The 17,316-nt window shown below is 56.8% G+C and carries 17 protein-coding genes; 12 read left to right on the top strand and 5 right to left on the bottom strand.

The window, feature by feature from the left end; translation table 11 throughout:
* Positions 1–490 precede the first annotated feature (490 nt).
* The 3 genes from PMI20_RS23305 (at position 491) to PMI20_RS23295 (ending at position 3,651) form a co-directional block, all read left to right on the top strand.
* The gene (locus PMI20_RS23305; RefSeq protein ID WP_007922482.1) at positions 491–763 is read left to right on the top strand and encodes a DUF3077 domain-containing protein; all 273 of its coding nucleotides are present in this window, start codon (positions 491–493) and stop codon (positions 761–763) included.
* Between the two features lie 192 nt (positions 764–955).
* Positions 956–1,135 (top strand): DUF2986 domain-containing protein, encoded by a 180-nt coding sequence (locus tag PMI20_RS23300; protein WP_081502417.1) that lies wholly within the window; start codon positions 956–958, stop codon positions 1,133–1,135.
* Between the two features lie 311 nt (positions 1,136–1,446).
* Positions 1,447–3,651, top strand: a complete 2,205-nt coding sequence (locus tag PMI20_RS23295) for a KAP family NTPase (RefSeq protein ID WP_157173136.1) — start codon at positions 1,447–1,449, stop codon at positions 3,649–3,651.
* A gap of 135 nt (positions 3,652–3,786) precedes the next feature.
* Here PMI20_RS23295 and argC read toward each other — a convergent pair whose 3' ends face one another.
* Positions 3,787–4,713 (bottom strand): N-acetyl-gamma-glutamyl-phosphate reductase, encoded by a 927-nt coding sequence (argC, locus tag PMI20_RS23290; protein WP_007922480.1) that lies wholly within the window; start codon positions 4,711–4,713, stop codon positions 3,787–3,789.
* Positions 4,714–4,825: 112 nt separating this feature from the next.
* On the opposite strand from argC, the gene PMI20_RS23285 reads away from it, so the two are divergent.
* Positions 4,826–5,710 carry a LysR family transcriptional regulator gene (locus PMI20_RS23285; RefSeq protein ID WP_007922479.1) on the top strand — a complete coding sequence of 295 codons (885 nt, stop codon included), beginning with the start codon at positions 4,826–4,828 and terminating at the stop codon, positions 5,708–5,710.
* On the opposite strand, the gene PMI20_RS23280 is transcribed toward PMI20_RS23285, so the two are convergent.
* Positions 5,707–6,078 (bottom strand): PH domain-containing protein, encoded by a 372-nt coding sequence (locus PMI20_RS23280; RefSeq protein ID WP_007922478.1) that lies wholly within the window; start codon positions 6,076–6,078, stop codon positions 5,707–5,709. The genes PMI20_RS23285 and PMI20_RS23280 overlap by 4 nt on opposite strands.
* Before the next feature lie 735 nt (positions 6,079–6,813).
* Between PMI20_RS23280 and PMI20_RS23275 the strand changes: the two genes are divergently transcribed.
* Positions 6,814–7,629 carry a hypothetical protein gene (locus tag PMI20_RS23275; protein ID WP_007922477.1) on the top strand — a complete coding sequence of 272 codons (816 nt, stop codon included), beginning with the start codon at positions 6,814–6,816 and terminating at the stop codon, positions 7,627–7,629.
* A gap of 210 nt (positions 7,630–7,839) precedes the next feature.
* Here the strand turns inward: PMI20_RS23275 and PMI20_RS23270 are convergent, their stop codons facing one another.
* Positions 7,840–8,352 (bottom strand): M15 family metallopeptidase, encoded by a 513-nt coding sequence (locus PMI20_RS23270; RefSeq protein ID WP_007922476.1) that lies wholly within the window; start codon positions 8,350–8,352, stop codon positions 7,840–7,842.
* Positions 8,353–8,828: 476 nt separating this feature from the next.
* Here PMI20_RS23270 and PMI20_RS23265 point away from each other — a divergent pair, with 476 nt between their 5' ends.
* Together PMI20_RS23265 and PMI20_RS23260 are read left to right on the top strand one after the other, a co-directional pair.
* Entirely contained in the window at positions 8,829–9,071 is a 243-nt protein-coding gene (locus PMI20_RS23265) for a hypothetical protein (protein WP_157173135.1), read from the top strand.
* A gap of 54 nt (positions 9,072–9,125) precedes the next feature.
* Positions 9,126–9,770 (top strand): hypothetical protein, encoded by a 645-nt coding sequence (locus PMI20_RS23260; RefSeq protein ID WP_007922469.1) that lies wholly within the window; start codon positions 9,126–9,128, stop codon positions 9,768–9,770.
* A gap of 186 nt (positions 9,771–9,956) precedes the next feature.
* On the opposite strand, the gene PMI20_RS23255 is transcribed toward PMI20_RS23260, so the two are convergent.
* A complete protein-coding gene (locus tag PMI20_RS23255; RefSeq protein WP_007922467.1) occupies positions 9,957–11,219 on the bottom strand; it encodes an OprD family porin in 1,263 nt (420 codons plus the stop codon).
* A 172-nt stretch (positions 11,220–11,391) separates the two neighbouring features.
* Complete coding sequence (locus PMI20_RS23250) at positions 11,392–12,285, bottom strand: LysR family transcriptional regulator (RefSeq protein ID WP_007922466.1); 894 nt, start codon at positions 12,283–12,285, stop codon at positions 11,392–11,394.
* Between the two features lie 125 nt (positions 12,286–12,410).
* On the opposite strand from PMI20_RS23250, the gene PMI20_RS23245 reads away from it, so the two are divergent.
* The 5 genes from PMI20_RS23245 (at position 12,411) to PMI20_RS23225 (ending at position 17,268) form a co-directional block, all read left to right on the top strand.
* Positions 12,411–13,538 (top strand): muconate cycloisomerase family protein, encoded by a 1,128-nt coding sequence (locus tag PMI20_RS23245; RefSeq protein WP_162136163.1) that lies wholly within the window; start codon positions 12,411–12,413, stop codon positions 13,536–13,538.
* 32 nt (positions 13,539–13,570) lie between these two features.
* Positions 13,571–13,861 carry a muconolactone Delta-isomerase gene (gene catC, locus PMI20_RS23240; protein ID WP_007922462.1) on the top strand — a complete coding sequence of 97 codons (291 nt, stop codon included), beginning with the start codon at positions 13,571–13,573 and terminating at the stop codon, positions 13,859–13,861.
* A 51-nt stretch (positions 13,862–13,912) separates the two neighbouring features.
* Entirely contained in the window at positions 13,913–14,842 is a 930-nt protein-coding gene (gene catA, locus PMI20_RS23235; protein ID WP_007922461.1) for a catechol 1,2-dioxygenase, read from the top strand.
* 164 nt (positions 14,843–15,006) lie between these two features.
* Positions 15,007–15,963 carry an AraC family transcriptional regulator gene (locus tag PMI20_RS23230; protein ID WP_007922460.1) on the top strand — a complete coding sequence of 319 codons (957 nt, stop codon included), beginning with the start codon at positions 15,007–15,009 and terminating at the stop codon, positions 15,961–15,963.
* A 169-nt stretch (positions 15,964–16,132) separates the two neighbouring features.
* Positions 16,133–17,268, top strand: a protein-coding gene (locus PMI20_RS23225) for an IS3 family transposase (RefSeq protein ID WP_238543459.1) whose coding sequence is annotated in 2 segments (ribosomal slippage) — positions 16,133–16,382 and positions 16,382–17,268 — 1,137 coding nt in all. Because the reading frame shifts where the segments join, the coding sequence is not laid out codon by codon here.
* Positions 17,269–17,316: the final 48 nt, after the last annotated feature.

Below are 17,316 nucleotides of genomic sequence, written 5' to 3'. Positions count from 1 at the left end.
GTCCGAGTGAAAGAGCGTGGCGCAGCGGATGCGGGCTTAGCGGGCGTACCGATGTTGGCAGGGGAAGAGTGAGGGCGTTTGAGGGGCGGGGGATGGACATAAACGGCGACGGTTTGGTGGTTGTTCCTTTGCGGCGGCAAACCTAGTCTCTCCCTGTCGCTGCAAAAACAGCGACCGGGCCTGAGAACCCGGTAAGATGCAGGCGCACAAGCGCCCGCCCACGATTGCAGGCGCATTTTTTTGTGCCCGCCAACTCGTGTCATGGCGGCTGTGCGTGGGAGACCTTCGGGTCTGCCGGATTCCCGTATCTCCGGTTTCTCAGCCTGCGCACAGCTGCCACCCATTCGCCTGAGAACGAATACGGCAGCTCTCACTTCGATATGGGAGTTCCCATCATGCACGCCCGTAATCTGTCTGGACTTCGCTGTTTTTTGTCTCGTGTTTCCCTGCTCAAAAACACCCGCTTCCTGGCTGTCGCAGGAGGTGACCTATGAGCACTCCAACCCCTGTCAAAACCCTGGGTTTCGTCACCTTCGGCAGTTGCGCCGATCCCGAACAGACCTTGTTCCGCATCAACGCCGACGTGCCCTTGCAGCAAGCGCTGGAGCACGCTTCGACCCTGCTGTACTACGCCAAGAAGCTTGCGCTGGACGCGGCCATGGAAGAGCAGGGCGAGCGTTATGCCTGGGCTGCGCATTTTCTGGCGGAGATGGGGAAGGCGGTGATTGATGATGTGTGTTTGGGGTTGGGGGAAGCGAGTTGACTTTGAGTTAAAGCTTTATGATGTGTCCCCTGTAAAACGTCGCTTATCCTTGGACGATCAGCGACGTTTTTTAAGCGTGTGATGAGACAGTTTTCGGCCAACGGCTTCGTTGATATCGCGAACTCATCAACCTAGCCACTGCCCTGGTAAATCACCCCTAGGCCACGTCGCAACTCTCTGTCTCATTCAAGAATTTACAAGCCGAGTAGAAAATATGAACCGCCAAAAAAACTGCAGCAGTTGTTCAAGGCCAAAGCCAAAAAGGCCAGTGCCAAGCTGGCACCGAAAAAGCCTAAATACATTAGTAAAGCCGAGCGGTTGAAGCTGGCTGCTGAAGCTGCTGCGGATTCAATCACTTCCGCTGAGAGCTGATTCAGTTTCTCGAGGGGCGATTGCAGTCCTTCGAGACAGGCAGCTATCGGCTGTGGATTCAACCGGTCGACGCAACACTCCTTCTGCTTACACAGAATTTAGATATGTTGCGTCGACCGGTTGAGTCCACAGCAAAAAGCGGACTGTCGGCCTAGGTCTGATTTCACCCAGAGAAGGTCATTGAGCGCCTACACTATCTGGGGTTATTCACATGAAAATGGGGCTTATTAAGGCATTCACCTACATTTTTGTCGACACCATCCAGCATCTAAAAAACTGAACCGTTGGAAGAAGGAAAGATAATCTTGGGTGTGGAAAATATTCACTTTCTAGCAAGACAAGATCGAGCGATTGACAACTCAGAAGCCGACGCTTTAGAGCGAGGCCCATTCATTGCGAGCCTTGTAAAAACGCTTGTCCATACGGAATACAGCGAGGACGGTAGCGTCTTGTCACGCAAAGCGACTGGATATGTTGTGGGGCTAACAGGTGAGTGGGGATTAGGCAAATCCAGCGTCCTTAACTTGCTTGGTGAAGAGCTTAAAGGCATGGGGCATGTGGTCATAGCAACTTTGAACCCATGGCTGTTTAAAGGTCGCGATGAGCTAGTGCAAGCCTACTTCAATAGTTTGCGAGAAGCACTCGGTCAAAGCTCAAGTGAGAAGGTTCGAAGCCTGCGGGGACACCTTGAACGTTACAAAGCGTCGATAGAATTTGTCGGAGCGGGGAGTGCGGCGGTCATAGACGTTCTGATTGGGAACGGGGCAGCTACGGCATTCTGGAAAAAGTGGCTAGTAAAAGCCGTTGGTACGTTGATCAAACCCAAAGATCTGACTGCGATGCAAGAGCGCAAGTCTCTTGAGAACAAGCTTGCTGAGGTCAATGTTGCCGTTGTTGTTCTGATTGATGAACTGGATCGAGTGGAGGATGAGGAGGTGCGCGCGATTGCACAACTCGTCAAAGCGGTAGGGGACATCAAGGGCATCTCTTACTTAGTTGCCTACGATCCGGATCGTGTAGCTCAAGCTTTAGGACGAGGCAGCAGTTCTGAGGAGCGGCGCAAAACTGGAGAAAGCTACTTAGAAAAAATTGTCCAATTTCCGATCCCTCTGCGGCCACTGTTCAAAGAGGATGCAAAGGCACTCCTACTCAACGCTATACAATGCAACCGAGTTGAGTTGCCGACAGCAGATCGCCCTCATCAAGTCGAAATCTATGAACAATTACTTCGCGTTGTGCGGACACCACGAGAAATAAAGCGATTGATTGGCGCTTATTCTGTGTTGGAGGAAATCGTCCATGATGAAGTTTGTCCATATGATGTCCTCGCATACAGTTGGTTGGTCACCAAAGCACCAAGTATTCGCCAGCTTATTGCGGATCGCGTTCAGAGGCTTGTGGATGATCCAGGTGTTCCAGAAATGCTTAGGCAGCAACAGTGGATGAGGTCTAATAACAACACCGCTGAAACGCTAAACGATGTGCTTGGAACCATAGAAGAAAGCTACGCAGATATGCTTAGATTATTGTTTCCTCGCTTCGGTGAAAATCGAACAGTCTCTACAATGGCTGATAATAGTGACAGAATTACGAAACGCAGAAACCTGATTAGGTTGCTTTACTTAGGTAATCCGCCTGGAATGATGTCCAAAGCCGACATTGAAAAAGTATGGTCGCTTAACAGCGTAGACGAGATGCTAAGTGTCTTGAAAGCGCTGCAAGATTCCGGGCAGTTTGATCAACTTGTCGACCGTATTGGCGATATTTTTCCGATTTTATCGAAGTCTGGAGACCAAATTTTTTGGGTGGCAATTTCCCGCTCATTGATTCGTGCTCACGACTGGATTTTAGGTGAGGAGAATACAGGCAGTGTCGTCGATGATGCAGGCGCGATACTTTGGAGATTTGCACAAACCACGCCAAATGCCAAAGTACGGGTGAAAGCCATTGTGCAGTCGTTGATAGAGAGCGAGGATCTACTCATTGTTCCTTGGATACTCAGAAAACACCTCTTTGCCCACGGGTTGACGTCATATAATCAGCAAAACCATGGTGAGTTGATTTTTAGTCTTGAGGAAACCAGAGAGCTTCGAGATTTAGAGCTTCCGCGCTATTATGCTGCCGTAATTTCTGGTGTCGCGATTCGTAAACTTCCGGACACTGAGGCGATTTATTGCATACTAAATTGTGACTTCTGGGATGATGCACTCAAACAATCTCTGACCGCACAGCTAGATAGCATGAGTGCAATCTCTACAATCGCCGCTCTGTTAAATCCTCCTAATGTGATCATTGACTTAGAAACTCTTGATCAAATGTTCGATTCGGGTGCGGTACTAGGAATGACTCAAGGGTTCCTTAGAAGCGAAGGCTTTCCTGAAAATGAATGGTTGGCTTCATCAATACGTCGTTTCCGGAACACTCTACTCGGTCGGAATCCACATGTTAGTCATCCAGATGACGATACTTTTGATGAGCAGAATGAATTGGGTGCCGAAAGTGAGGCTCTAGAATGACCATCACAATCTATTTATCTCCGTGAGAAGTGACAAAAAAGTGAAGCAGCGATTTGGCATATTTCTGAATGGCTACCTCTGGCCAAAAGAGGATTAAGGCAGCCCCTTAATCGACCTTAAGTCTCTAACCTCGACCTACTGCCCCCCCATAATCATCAACCCCAAGTTCTCCACCGCCGCCCCGGCGGCGCCTTTGCCCAGATTGTCGAACACCGCCGCCAACAACACTTGCCCCTCACCCTCAAACACCATCAACCGCATCTCGTCCGTGTCATTCAAAGCCTGCGGATCAAGCCCGGCAAGTTCATGCGCCTGTTGCATCGACATCACCTGCACACACCCACTATCGGCGTAATGCTGCTCCAGGCAGGCATGGATCCTTGCCGCATCCACCCCAGGCGCAAGCAGCCGCAATTGCAGCGGCACGGTCAGCACAATGCCCTGGCGAAACGCTCCATAAGCCGGGACGAACAGGGGCCGTTCGCTCAGGCCGCTGTGTTGCTGGATTTCCGGTACGTGTTTGTGCGCCAGGCCCAGGCCGTAGATCTGGAAGGGGGCGGTGTTAGAGGCATCCGGGCCTTCGTGGGCTTGGACCGCGGCGCGGCCGCCGCCGGAGTAGCCGGAGATGGCGTTGATGCTGATCGGGTAGTCCTGCGGCAGCAGCCCGGCTTGCAGCAAGGGGCGCAGCAGGCCGATGGCGCCGGTGGGGTAGCAGCCGGGGTTGCTCACGCGTTTGGAGGTGGCGATGCGTTGCGCCTGTTGCGGGTGCATTTGCGCGAAGCCGTAGGTCCAGTCGGGGTGGGTGCGGTGGGCGGAGCTGGCGTCGATCACCCGCACGGCCGGGTTGCGGATGCTGGCGACCGCGTCGCGGGCAGCGTCGTCGGGCAGGCAGAGCAGGGCGATGTCGCAGGCGTTGATGGCTTCGGCGCGACGGTGCGGGTCTTTGCGTTGGTCGGCGGCCAGGGTCAGCAGTCGCAGGTCGCTGCGCCCGCGCAGGCGTTGGTGGATCTGCAAGCCGGTGGTGCCTTGGTCGCCGTCGATAAAGACGAGGGGTGTGTTCATGCTGTGTGCTCGCAAGCCGGAGGAGTTGGGCAAATCTTCCGGCTGAAGCTGAAATAGAGAAAGTTGAATTTAATAACGCTAAGCTTCAGTTTTTCTGAATCTGGAGCGACCCATGCGCGAAATCAGCCTCGACCGGTTGCGCACTCTGGTGGCGATCGTCGACCTCGGTTCCTTTGCCGAAGCGGCCCGGGCGCTGAATCTGGCGCCGCCCACGGTCAGCCTGCATATCGCCGACCTGGAGGCGCGGGTCGGTGGCTCACTGTTGTCGCGCACCCGCGGCCGGGTGCAGCCCTCGGCCATTGGCGAAACCCTGGTGGAGCGCGCGCGGCGGTTGTTGGCCGATGCCGAGCAGGCGCTGGAGGATGTGCAGCGTCAGGTCCTGGGCCTGGCCGGGCGGGTGCGCCTGGGGGCGTCCACCGGCGCCATCGCCCAACTGCTGCCCCAGGCCCTGGAAACCCTCGGCCAGCGGCATCCGGGGATCGACGTGCAGGTGGCGGTGCTGACCTCCCAGGAGAGTTTGAAGAAGCTCGCCGAAGGCTCGCTGGACATCGGCCTGGTGGCCTTGCCGCAAACCCTGGTCAAGGGTTTGCGCATCGAGCCCTGGCGCAAGGACCCGGTGATGGCCTTCCTGCCGGCCCGCTGGCAATGCCCGGACCCGATCACCCCGCAGTGGCTGGCCGAGCAACCCTTGATCCTCAACGACCGCAGCACCCGACTGTCGCGCCTGACGTCGGAGTGGTTCGCCAACGGCGGGCAGCAGCCCACGGCGCGCATCCAGCTCAACTACAACGACGCCATCAAGAGCCTGGTGGCCGCCGGTTATGGCGCCACCTTGCTGCCCCACGAAGCTGCCACACCGCTACCCGATCCGCGAATCACCATGCGCCCATTGCAACCGCCGCTGTGGCGGCAGTTGGGCATTGCCCATAGGGATGGTGAAGTGGAGCGCTCGACCCAGCATGTGTTGGAGGTATTGTTGGGGCTGAGCGCCGATTAACCCAGCAGATGCCTGGAGATGTACTTCGAGATTTCGACCATCGAGGTCTTGCCGGTGAACTCGAATTTCACCTTGCCCAGCGACGAAAAGTAGATCTCCAGCTCGGAGTCCAGGTCGAAGGTGCCGGAGGTTTCCACCGAGTAGGCGACGATGTTTTTGTAGGGCAGGGAAGTGAAGTCCTTCTTGCTGCCGGTGATGCCCTGCACGTTGACCGCGATGATGCGCTTGTTGGTAAACACCACGCCGTCGCGCATGGCTTTATACGAGTCGATCACCTGCTCACCTTCCAGCAATAGGTCGCTGACCCGTTCGGCGTATTCGTCGTTTTGCTTGAGCTTGAAGAAGCCTTTGTTGTTGAAGTCGATCATGGGGCGGTCCTAATTCTTGACGTGAGCTTCTAGAGTTTTTTGGGGGTAAGGGTAGTTGGTCCAGCTTCCATCCTTTCCAATGTATATATATGTGTCTACCGGAGCGGGGGCAGTCCAGTTACAGGATTGGCCAAATCGCTTCGTACGTTGCTGCAGGAAAGTGAATCTGTCCAAGAGCTGAATAGCTGAGTCTCCGGATCTTCTACCCTACTGGTTGGGAGCTGCATTGGCTGATTACTTGGATAACCGGATTTACTCTCCTGCTGACCAAGAGGTCTCAGAGGCCGCTAACTATCTGCTTTGCGCATTATCAGAAGGTGACTTGGCAGATCCTGGGGCAGATGGTCGGCCAGCAGCGGGATAGCGTGAAGATGTTTCTGAGGCGGTGGCTGGGACGCCGATGAATAGCACTCTCTTCTTACCTCGCTAGGGTGAGATGACGGTAGCTACCACTTAAGAAGTGTGAGAGCGGCTGAGCTCAAACTTCACATTTTTCTGTGTCTTGAAACCGCTCTGGCACAGGCATTTCAGCGTGGTTGTCAGCATAAAGTTGCACATTTAATTTCACATTTTCTATCCGGTCTGCATCGCTATTGGGTATACGCGGACTGTTCGGCTGACAGATACAGAACAATCTCAGAGGACACATAGAGGATCTGTGACCGTCTGGAATTGGTGTGCTAGATTTTATAGTGGCTGCATGCCATCTCGTCAATGAGCAGCAAGGAGGTTGCTATGTATCGTGGATTAGCAGGCGTCATTTCCATAGCGTTTAGCTTGGGTGGATGCTCTCTGATTGAAACCCCATACAGCGTAAGAAATCCAGTTATCCAGGGTGAGCTAAAGAAGGGAGGAACGGACCCAGGAACAGAAGATACGACAATGTTGAGAGAAACAGCTCAGCGGTGGGTTGATGCTTACCGGGAGGTTCTCAGAGCTAAAGATCCTGTTGCTAAGAAGTCGGCTATTTATCACTTTGTCGACTCAGGGCTCACCTACTCAGGTCTTCTCTGTGAGGACTACTTTCTTACGATGAAGCATACGCAAGCCCATCGAGGCTTCTATCAAAAAGAAGCCAATCTCACATCGGGTTTAACTAGTTCATTAATGGGACTTGCTGAGGCCAGCGCAGGCTCAATTGCAGCGACTGGTGCTATTTTTAGCTTTGGAAGTGCCAGCTTCGACTCGTACAACGAGGCATTCTTGTTTTCTGCTGATTTGAATACCTTGGAGTCGCTGGTGCGGGCAAATCAATCTCAGCAGGAGGTAATTATCTTCAAGAAGTTGGACGCGGCCCCGGATGTTGTTGCGCCCAACAGTATTCTCACCTTAGACCAAGCAATCAGAGAGTTGGACAAGTATACGTATACCTGTACGAGAGGAGGAATCGTTGCGCTCCTAAATGAGACTGTGAGTGATACAGCAGGGAAAGTGAGGGGCAATACAGTATTGAAGTCAAAAAGCTCTGCAACTCCAATTGTGTTGGAGAATATTCCAAGTAATACGACGACATTGCAGATACCGAAAGACTCTGCTCCAGAGTCTCAGTAAAGTGCGCCGCAGACTCCATCGCTTCATGAGTTTGGACCGGCGCGGCTGAGGCTGAAGTCGTAAGCCACTGCCGAGTCTTGCAAAACGGGCTGGTGGCGTAACCCCAGACGTAAGAGCGATGGGTTTTCTTTAGCCTGTTCGCAACCTTTGAGCTTACGAGGCACATTAATTTCGGTTTTTTCGCATTTATTTCGAAATTCGACAGTTTCATCAGCCCATATATGTATCCAACTCCTCTTGGCTTAAGAAGCGATTAACTTCGAAATGCATGGGGTCGTTAAACGATTTTCCCCAAGTGAAGCCGAGCGACTGAAAAATCGGTGCGAGTGGGGCAACAGAGTCACCATATCCCGGGTCCTCTTCATTAAGGTCTATGGCAATTCCGAAGGCGTGATTAGAGGGGATTTTGCTTAGTGCACCGCTTGTGGGTTTTCTTAAGCGAAGATTGAGGGTGCCTGCGCAAGTCTTAACATGATGCAGGAGATCGTAGTTTTCAATTAGGATGAATGCTTTTAGCAGTTGGGCATGAGCGCGCTTATGTACTTTTAGTTTCCCTTGTGCAGCGCCGGGAATACTTTTCAACTGAGGTATAATTAGCGGCTCCACCTCGTCAATGTTGAATCCACTCAGGAATATTATTTTGTCCCCTCTTTTCCACTCCAGATTTAAAGTCCTAAATTGAATTTCACCAAAAAGAGGATGCTCGAATGTGCTTTCTGGCATGATATTAGCCTGCTAAGATTGTTGTTGTGTTTCAGGTTGAAACAGCCCTGTCTTTTATTGTAGAGGGTGGACTGCGACTGTAGGGGGAATTAGACCAATGGTAATCGAGTCTGTGGGCTGATTCTTGTTATTAACACTCGCGCATGAAGTCTGTTGAATTGGCTTTGCATCTGGGATATAAGGATTTTTGACGTGGGCGCACTTTAATGCGGAAGAAATCTAATAAAGGGCAGCCCAAACCTCTATTGATCAGTCAACAAGTCTAGCTAGTAGCTTAATAGTTTGCCAGCGTCAAATGAGGAGATGTCATCTACTGGATGGCCAGACGTTTTCGTGTAGGCGCTCGTTTCCGAAATGGTTGGAATAGCAAAAAATTATATGCCTTTGTCTTGAAGTTTCTTCCAATTACAGCATGAATATTCTATTGCGCCGTTGGTGATCAAGGTCACTGTTCATGTAACCTGTCGGGGGGCTTTATGATGTTCTTAACATTGTCGGATGCGGACTTTCAAGCGATTCTCGATGCAGGAAATTGGTCGAGTACTGCAGAAGATCATGAAGCCTTCTATGGAGAAGCATTGCCAGTTTCTCTGGTTGAAAAATGGGTGAAGGATTACGACCCTACGAAGAAGGAAACGACTGCAGGACTGGCTGCCTTGACGCTTATGACGGGAGCAGCGGCTTGGGGGGGGGACCCCCTTGGCTGGTCTGCCCGGTGACCCTGAGAAAAAAAGTGGGCTGGATCCGGCAAGGGGAATGACGGCAAGCACCTGATGAGTTACGCAATCGGAGGTGTTGGAGTCAATCACACGGACAGCAGTGCTCTGATCGAGCTGATGGATTACCTCAAGGAGCAGCATCGCACCCTGGCTCCCGAAGCAGATCGGTTCTTTGCACTGCGTGGCATAAATTTTGATTATATTCGGGCTAATGGTGGAGTCTGCGCTCATCCAAAAAAGGAAATCGCCTTTGATCTAAACGGCATAGCGTTCGGTCATTCCAACTACGGTGCGAACAAGAAATATTGCTTCGGCCGCCAAGGTAAGAAAGCAACAACGTTGGAAGATTGGCAAATTTTCCGCCATTGGATACGGGCCGCCCTGTGGCTACGCGATGTTCAGCGCTACATTATCGAACGCTGGCTCAACAAGACATGGATCCCCTCCTACGATGCGGTGATGGGCGCAGGCGGGAGCGTGGAGGAGGTCATGATCAACAGCCGTATCCGTAACTCTAGTCCCTACACGGCAAAATGCGCTCTTGACAAGGCAAATCAAGTCGCTGCTGCTGATCGAATTCAGAGTCAGTTGGATGCCTATGCAAATATCGGGTATCAGGAATGCAGAGGAAACCCTAAATACAAGGAGCGTTTTGGCGTAATGCAGAGGCCGGTAGTACTTTATCGACACTTTCGTTGAGGTTTCCTGCTGATAGGAGCAGCGTTGGGGGGAGTTCAGGCTGCCTGCCTCGCTATCTATAACTCCAAGGCGTTCGACGACTTCATCAAGACGCAGGACAAGTACATTGCCAAGTGAAGGGGATAATCACTAATCCGGTCCTCTCAGGCTGAGCGCGATATCCAATATCGCGCTCGCCATCCTGCCTTAAAACAACTTCCAGCTATAACTCAGCAACAACCGGTTCTCATTGATATCGGTCCGATAGTTCGACCGCGCCACCACATTGCGTACCTTGATCCCCAACCCGCCCAGCGGCCCTGACTGCACCACATAACCGATATCCAGATCGCGCTCCCAGTCCTTGCCCTCGTAACCCATGCCGGTATCGACGTTGTCGCCGCGGATGTAGCGCACGGTGGTGACCAGGCCTGGCAGGCCGCTGGCGGCGAAGTCGTAGTCGTAGCGCAGTTGCCAGGAGCGTTCGTCGGTGTAGGCGAATTCGTAGGTGGGCACTTCGTTGCCCAGGGGGGTGATGTTGGCGAAGACCCGGGGGAAGGCGCTGTCGCCGAACATGCCTTGGTAGCCGAGGTAGAAGGTGTGGCCGCCGCGCTTGGCCGACAGCAGCGAGAAAAACGCCTGGTTGTCGATGGCGCCGAGCAGCTGTTGGCCGTCTTCCACGCTGTTGTAGTAGCCGAGGTTGGCGCCGAGGGTCCAGCTGCCGACCGGCTGGCTGTGTTTCAGGCCGAGGAAGCGCTGGTGGTAGATGTCTTCCAGCTGGCCGTACCAGGCGCTGACGCTGGTGCGTTTGTTGTTGAAGGCGTAGTCGGCGCCGGCGTAGTTGAAGGCGTCGCTGCTGACCGCGCGTTTCGGCACGTGGCCAAGCATGGCTTGCAGATCGCTCTCGCCGGCCTCGTTGCGCAGGCTGGTGGAGCGCAGGTGGCCGCCTTGCAGGGTCAGGCCGTCGATGTCGTTGGAGACGATGCTTGCGCCCTGGTAGGTCGGCGGCAGCAGGCGGATATCGCTGAAGCTGAGCACCGGCAGGTTGGGTTGCAGTTCGCCGATGCGCAGTTCGCTTTTCGCCAGGCGCAGTTTCAGTGCCAGGCCGAGGCGGCTGTAGTCGTCGGCGGCCTCGCCGTCGCTCTGCACCGGCAGCAGGCCGGTATTGACCCGGCCCTTGCCGCTGTCGAGCTTGAGCCCCAGGGTGCCGATGGCATCCACGCCGACGCCGACGAGGCCCGGGGTATAGCCGGATTTGAAGTTGAGGATAAAGCCCTGGGCCCATTCCTGGGCCATGGACTGCTCGGGGCCGCGGATATCCGAATAGTCGCGGCTGAAGAAGTAGTTGCGGGCCTGGAGGGTGGCGGTGGCGTCCTTGATAAAACCGCCTTCATCGGCCAACAGGGGAAGGGGCGCACTCAGGCACACCGAGCTTGCGGCCAGCACGGCGAGGGGCTTTGCAGGTTTCATTGCTTTTACTCTTATTGTTATGGAAAGCAGTTCACTGCCCGGCAGGCTAGGGGCGGGGGGAGGGCGGGGACTATCCGTTGCGTGCAGACCTGTATCCCTTTTCTGCAGGCGCTACGGCGTCATGGGGCGGTTGGCGCAGCCGCGAACCGGCTGCGCGTCGGGGGGATAGGACTCAGGCGTCGGGGTGTTCGGCGCGCAGTTCGTCGATCATCCGCAAGCAGTGGCTGAGCCCCGCCGACACATCGCCGACCCGCCGGCTGATGATGATCGGCGAGGTGGCGTTGGCTTCCAGCAGCGGGCTGAAGCCGATGTCGTCGCGGTGCAGCAATTGCACCGAGGCCGGCACCAGGGTGATGCCGATGCCGGCGCCCACCAGGCCGATGGCGGTCTGCAGTTCGTTGGTCCACTGCACGATGCGGATGTTCAGGCCGTGGGTGTTGAACAGCGCGATCACATGGTCGGCGTAGCTCGGGCGCGGGTTGCCGGGGTAGAGCACGAAAGGCTCGTCGGCCAGTTGCGCGAGGTTCACCGGTTGGCCGATCAGCGGATGGCCGGCGGGCAGGGCGGCCACCAGGCGATCCTCGGTCTGCACCTTCTGCACGATGGCCGGGTCGTCGATGCGGATCCGCCCGAAGCCGATATCGATGCGCCCGGCCTTGAGCGCTTCCACCTGTTGCAGGGTGGTCATTTCCGACAGCCCCAGTTCCAGGGCCAGGGTCTCGTGGCTGCGCAGGCGGCGGATCAGTTCCGGCAGCAGGCCGTACAGGGTCGAGGGGGCAAAGCCGATGCCGAGCCAGGTCTTTTCGCCGTGGCCGATGCGCCGGGTGTTGTCGCAGACCTTGGCCAGTTGCTCCAGCAGCACGCTGGAATGCTCATAGAAAAAGCGCCCGGCTTCGGTCAGGCGCAACGGCCGGCCGCGCTCCAGCAACAACACCCCGAGTTCTTCTTCCAGTTGCTGGATCTGCCGGCTCAGGGGCGGCTGGGCGATGTGCAGGCGCTCGGCGGCCTTGGTGAAGTTGAGGGTCTGGCCCAGCACCTGGAAGTAACGCAGATGACGCAGTTCCATAAGGCCTCCGCGGGCAAAGGTTGGATACCTTCAAGGTATCGAGCCAGACCAATTCTATATTGGAACCCCGGAAAAAGCCGTACGAGAATCGGTTCCATAACTTCAAGAACCTGATGGGTATGGAAATGCTTTCAAGTGTCATTGAATCGATCGAAACGATCATTGTCGATCTGCCCACCATCCGCCCGCACAAGCTGGCGATGCACACCATGCAGAACCAGACCCTGGTGCTGATCCGCCTGCGCTGCGCCGACGGCATCGAAGGCCTGGGCGAAGCCACCACCATCGGCGGCCTGGCCTATGGCAATGAAAGCCCGGACAGCATCAAGACCAATATCGACCGCTTCTTCACGCCGCTGCTGCTCGGCCAGGACGGCGCCAATATCAATGCCGCCATGCAGCGCCTGGAGCGCAGTATCCGCGGCAATACCTTCGCCAAATCCGGCATCGAAAGCGCCTTGCTCGACGCCCAGGGCAAGCGCCTGGGGCTGCCGGTCAGCGAACTGCTCGGCGGCCGGGTGCGCGACGCCTTGCCGGTGGCCTGGACCCTGGCCAGCGGCGACACCGCCAAGGACATTGCCGAAGCGCAAAAGATGCTCGACCTGCGCCGCCACCGCATCTTCAAACTGAAGATCGGCGCCGGCGAGGTGGACCGCGACCTGGCCCACGTGATCGCGATCAAGAAGGCCCTGGGCGACCGCGCCAGCGTGCGGGTCGACGTCAACCAGGCCTGGGACGAAGCGGTGGCGGTGCGTGCCTGCCGGGTGCTGGGCGGCAACGGCATCGACCTGATCGAACAGCCGATCTCGCGCAACAACCGCGCCGGCATGGTGCGCCTGAACGCCATCAGCCCGGCGCCGATCATGGCCGACGAATCCATCGAATGCGTGGAAGACGCCTTCAACCTGGCCCGCGAAGGCGCGGCCTCGGTGTTCGCCCTGAAGATCGCCAAGAACGGCGGCCCGCGCGCGGTACTGCGCACCGCGGCGATCGCTGAGGCGGCGGGCATCGGCCTGTACGGCGGCACCATGCTCGAAGGCGGCATCGGCACCCTGGCGTCGGCCCATGCCTTCCTGACCCTCAATACCTTGAGCTGGGACACCGAACTGTTCGGCCCGCTGCTGCTGACCGAGGACATCCTCGCCGAGCCGCCGCTGTACCGCGATTTCCAGCTGCACGTATCCCGGGCGCCGGGCCTCGGCCTGAGCCTGGACGAGGAGCGCCTGGCGTTCTTCCGCCGCGACCAAGCCTGAACTGCCATTCATCACGTCTTAAGGAGAGCACCATGCTGTTCCACGTCAAAATGACCGTGAACCTGCCGGTCGACATGAACCCCGAGCGCGCCGCCCAGCTCAAGGCCGACGAAAAGGCCCTGGCCCAGCGCCTGCAGGAGCAGGGCAAGTGGCGGCATCTGTGGCGCATCGCCGGCCTGTATGCCAACTACAGCGTGTTCGACGTCGACAGCGTGCAGGAACTGCACGACCTGCTGATGCAACTGCCGCTGTACCCGTACATGGCTATCGAAGTGAACGCGCTGTGCAGGCATCCTTCGTCCATTCGTGCGGATGACCGCTGAGCCCGCGCCAGCCTGCTCCACACTCTAATAAATACAAGATGAGGAATAACCATGAACGTCCGAATTTCCCACACTGCCAGCGCCCAGAAATTTCTCGAAGAAGTCAGCGGCCAGTTCAACGATCAGGGCAACCCACGCACCAAGGCCCTGGTGTACCGCATCCTGCGTGACACGGTGAACATCATCGAGGACCTCGATGTGACCCCGGAAGAGTTCTGGAAGGCGGTCAACTACCTCAACGTGCTCGGCGCGCGCCAGGAAGCCGGGCTGCTGGTGGCCGGCCTGGGCCTGGAGCACTACCTGGACCTGCTGATGGACGCCGCCGACGAACAGGCCGGCAAGACCGGCGGCACCCCGCGCACCATCGAAGGCCCGCTGTACGTGGCCGGCGCGCCGCTGAGCCAGGGTGAAGCGCGCCTCGACGATGGCGTCGATCCGGGCGTGGTGCTGTTCATGCAGGGCCAGGTGCGCAACACCGCCGGCGAACCGCTGGCCGGGGCCATTGTCGATGTCTGGCACGCCAACACCGGCGGCACCTATTCCTACTTCGACACCACCCAGTCCGAGTTCAACCTGCGTCGGCGCATCGTCACCGATGCCGAAGGCCGCTACCGTTTTCGCAGCATCGTGCCTTCGGGCTACGGCTGCCCACCGGACGGTCCGACCCAGCAGTTGCTCGACCAGTTGGGCCGCCATGGCCAGCGTCCGGCGCATATCCACTTCTTCATCTCGGCCGATGACCACCGTCACCTGACCACCCAGATCAACCTCGATGGCGACGAATACCTGCACGACGATTTCGCCTACGCCACCCGTGACGAACTGATCGCCAAGATCACCTTCAGCGACGATCAGCAGCGTGCGGCGCAATACGGGGTCAGCGGGCGTTTCGCCGAGATCGACTTCGACTTCACCCTGCAGTCGTCGGCCCAGCCCGAAGAGCAGCAACGCCTGGAGCGGGTGCGAGCGCTGGAGGACTGACAGCGCGGCAGATCCCGATTCGGGGCCACGGGATAACGTGAGTGATCCCGTGGTTTTTGCCGTTGTGAGCCGTGGTCGAAGTCTTGCGTGATGGGCCAGCGGTGGCGAACGATCACCGCCCGGCAATAACAATCCCAATAACAAAAACGGGGAGTGACCCGCTTATGGAAACCTATCTGTTGAGTGAGCGCAGCCGGGTATTCGCCCAGGCCGATCCCTACGCTGTGTCCGGCTATGTCAACCAGCATGTGGGCAGCCACTGCATCCGTTTGCCCAAGGCCGGCAGCCCCCAGGCCAGCCTCAATCATCGGCAGTTCGCCAGCCTCGACCTGTGCTCGATCAGCTACGGCGGCAGCGTGCGCGTCACCTCGCCGGCGCTGGAAACCATCTACCACCTGCAAGTGTTGCTACGCGGCCACTGCCTGTGGCGCGGCCATCGCCAGGAGCATTACTTCGCCCCCGGCGAGCTACTGCTGATCAACCCTGACGATCCGGTGGACCTGACCTACTCCGACGATTGCGAGAAGTTCATCATCAAGGTGCCCACCCGCCTGCTGGAGTCGGTGTGTGAGGAGCAGCGCTGGCTGTATCCGGGGCAGGGCGTGCGCTTTGTGGGCAACCGCTACCAGCTGGATGAGCTGGAAGGTTTTATCAACCTGCTGAACGTGGTCTGCCGCGAAGCCGAAGCCGCCGAATGCATCCCCCGGGTGCAGGAGCATTACGCGCAGATCGTCGCGAGCAAGATGCTCAGCCTGATGAAGACCAACATCCGGCGGGTGGGCCTGGGCTCGTCGTCGGCGACCTTCGAGGCCATCGCCGACTACATCGAGCGCAACCTCAAGCAGGACATCGGCTGCGAAGAGCTGGCGCAACAGGCGCAGATGAGCCTGCGTTCGCTCTATGCGCTGTTCGAGCGCAACGCCCGCACCACGCCCATGCGCTACATCCGCCAGAAGAAACTCGAGCGGATCCACGCCTGCCTGCGTGACCCCGGCTGCAACGTGCGCAACATCACCGAACTGGCCATGGACTTCGGTTTCCTGCACCTGGGACGCTTCTCGGAAAGCTACCGCAAACAGTTCGGCGAACTGCCGTCCGACACCCTCAGACGCCGGCCTTGATCCAGATTGTGTTTCTGTAGGAGCGGCCGGTGGCGCTCGATTGCCGGCGATCGGGAACGACGCGTTGGTGTCTGATCCGACGTCATCGCGAGCAAGCTTGAACTGGCCTAATAATTCTGGACACCTCAATCGGGCGCTATGATGGCGCCCAAATCTGAGGTGTTTGGACATGCGCAACTCTTATTCAAATGAGTTCAAGCTCAAAGCAGCCAGCATGGTGCTGGACGAAGGACAGTCGGTTCCCGAGGTCTGCGCCAGCATAAATATTGGTCCTACGGCCTTGCGGCGCTGGGTCGATCAACTGCGCAAGGAAAGAGAAGGTTTAACTCCGATAGGGGCCAAAGCCATCACTGCTGATCAGCGGGAAATTCAGCGGCTCCAGGCCCTGCTCAAGCAGAAAGACCGGGATATCGAAATCCTAAAAAAGGCCAGTGCTCTCCTGCTTTTGGACGCCAAAGATCACTCGCGCTGATCGATGAGTTGGGCGAGCAGTACGGCGTAAATGAGTGCTGTCGTGTGCTTGAGATCAGCCGCAGCAGCTTCTACAGCTGGCGTCAGCGCCAAGGCCAGCAATGCCCTGAGCGAGAAAGGCTCAAGGCGGAGCTGGTCAAGCATCACAAGGCGTCGAGGGCCTCAGCAGGCTCTCGTACCCTGGCCAAAATGCTGCAGGCCGCTGGGCACCAGATAGGTCGATTCAAGGCTCAAAGCCTGATGCGAGAGGCCGGGATAACCTGCCGGCAGCGCAGGCGTCACAAATACCGGTCATCGGGTGTGGAGGCTTTGACGGCACCGCATGAACTCAAGCGTCAGTTTGATGTGAAGGCACCCAACGAGGTGTGGTGTGGGGACGTTACTTACATCAAGGCTGGCAAGCGCTGGTTGTATTTGGCGGCTGTTTTGGATCTGTTTGCCCGCCGTATCGTGGGCTGGTCGTTCTCGTCGATTTCTGATGCGACGCTGACCTGTGAGGCACTGCGGATGGCGACTGAACTGAGAGGACACCCAAAGGGCGTGCTGTTTCACTCTGACCAGGGCTGCCAGTACACCAGTCACAAATTCAGGCATGAATTGAATGAACAAGGCTATCGCCAGAGCATGAGCCGTAAAGGCGAATGTTGGGACAACGCCCCGATGGAGCGTTTTTTTGGAAGCCTGAAGTCGGAGTGGGTGCCTAAGGGCGGCTACGGCTCGGAACATGAGGCCCGAATGGACGTGCAGCGCTACATCACACGCTACAACACCACTCGGCCTCACAGTTACAACGAATATCGATCACCCGTCGCAGCAGAAAGACTGGCTGCGTAAACCTTAAATGGTGTCCAGGATTACTTGACCAGTTCAGCTTCGCTCCTA

Origin of the sequence: Pseudomonas sp. GM17 (genome assembly GCF_000282175.2) — a bacterium.
Classification (GTDB): domain Bacteria; phylum Pseudomonadota; class Gammaproteobacteria; order Pseudomonadales; family Pseudomonadaceae; genus Aquipseudomonas; species Aquipseudomonas chlororaphis.
This window is presented reverse-complemented; position numbering and strand designations above follow the sequence as displayed.

Excerpts from the sequence above, each read along its gene's own strand:
- PMI20_RS23275 (WP_007922477.1), top strand. The coding sequence starts at position 6,814 with ATGTATCGTGGATTAGCAGGCGTCATTTCCATAGCGTTTAGCTTGGGT.
- PMI20_RS23230 (WP_007922460.1), top strand. The coding sequence starts at position 15,007 with ATGGAAACCTATCTGTTGAGTGAGCGCAGCCGGGTATTCGCCCAGGCC.
- PMI20_RS23280 (WP_007922478.1), bottom strand. The coding sequence starts at position 6,078 with ATGATCGACTTCAACAACAAAGGCTTCTTCAAGCTCAAGCAAAACGAC.
- PMI20_RS23255 (WP_007922467.1), bottom strand. The coding sequence starts at position 11,219 with ATGAAACCTGCAAAGCCCCTCGCCGTGCTGGCCGCAAGCTCGGTGTGC.
- catC (WP_007922462.1), top strand. The coding sequence starts at position 13,571 with ATGCTGTTCCACGTCAAAATGACCGTGAACCTGCCGGTCGACATGAAC.
- argC (WP_007922480.1), bottom strand. The coding sequence starts at position 4,713 with ATGAACACACCCCTCGTCTTTATCGACGGCGACCAAGGCACCACCGGC.
- PMI20_RS23245 (WP_162136163.1), top strand. The coding sequence starts at position 12,411 with ATGCTTTCAAGTGTCATTGAATCGATCGAAACGATCATTGTCGATCTG.
- PMI20_RS23305 (WP_007922482.1), top strand. The coding sequence starts at position 491 with ATGAGCACTCCAACCCCTGTCAAAACCCTGGGTTTCGTCACCTTCGGC.
- PMI20_RS23270 (WP_007922476.1), bottom strand. The coding sequence starts at position 8,352 with ATGCCAGAAAGCACATTCGAGCATCCTCTTTTTGGTGAAATTCAATTT.
- PMI20_RS23265 (WP_157173135.1), top strand. The coding sequence starts at position 8,829 with ATGATGTTCTTAACATTGTCGGATGCGGACTTTCAAGCGATTCTCGAT.
- PMI20_RS23250 (WP_007922466.1), bottom strand. The coding sequence starts at position 12,285 with ATGGAACTGCGTCATCTGCGTTACTTCCAGGTGCTGGGCCAGACCCTC.
- PMI20_RS23285 (WP_007922479.1), top strand. The coding sequence starts at position 4,826 with ATGCGCGAAATCAGCCTCGACCGGTTGCGCACTCTGGTGGCGATCGTC.
- PMI20_RS23260 (WP_007922469.1), top strand. The coding sequence starts at position 9,126 with ATGAGTTACGCAATCGGAGGTGTTGGAGTCAATCACACGGACAGCAGT.
- catA (WP_007922461.1), top strand. The coding sequence starts at position 13,913 with ATGAACGTCCGAATTTCCCACACTGCCAGCGCCCAGAAATTTCTCGAA.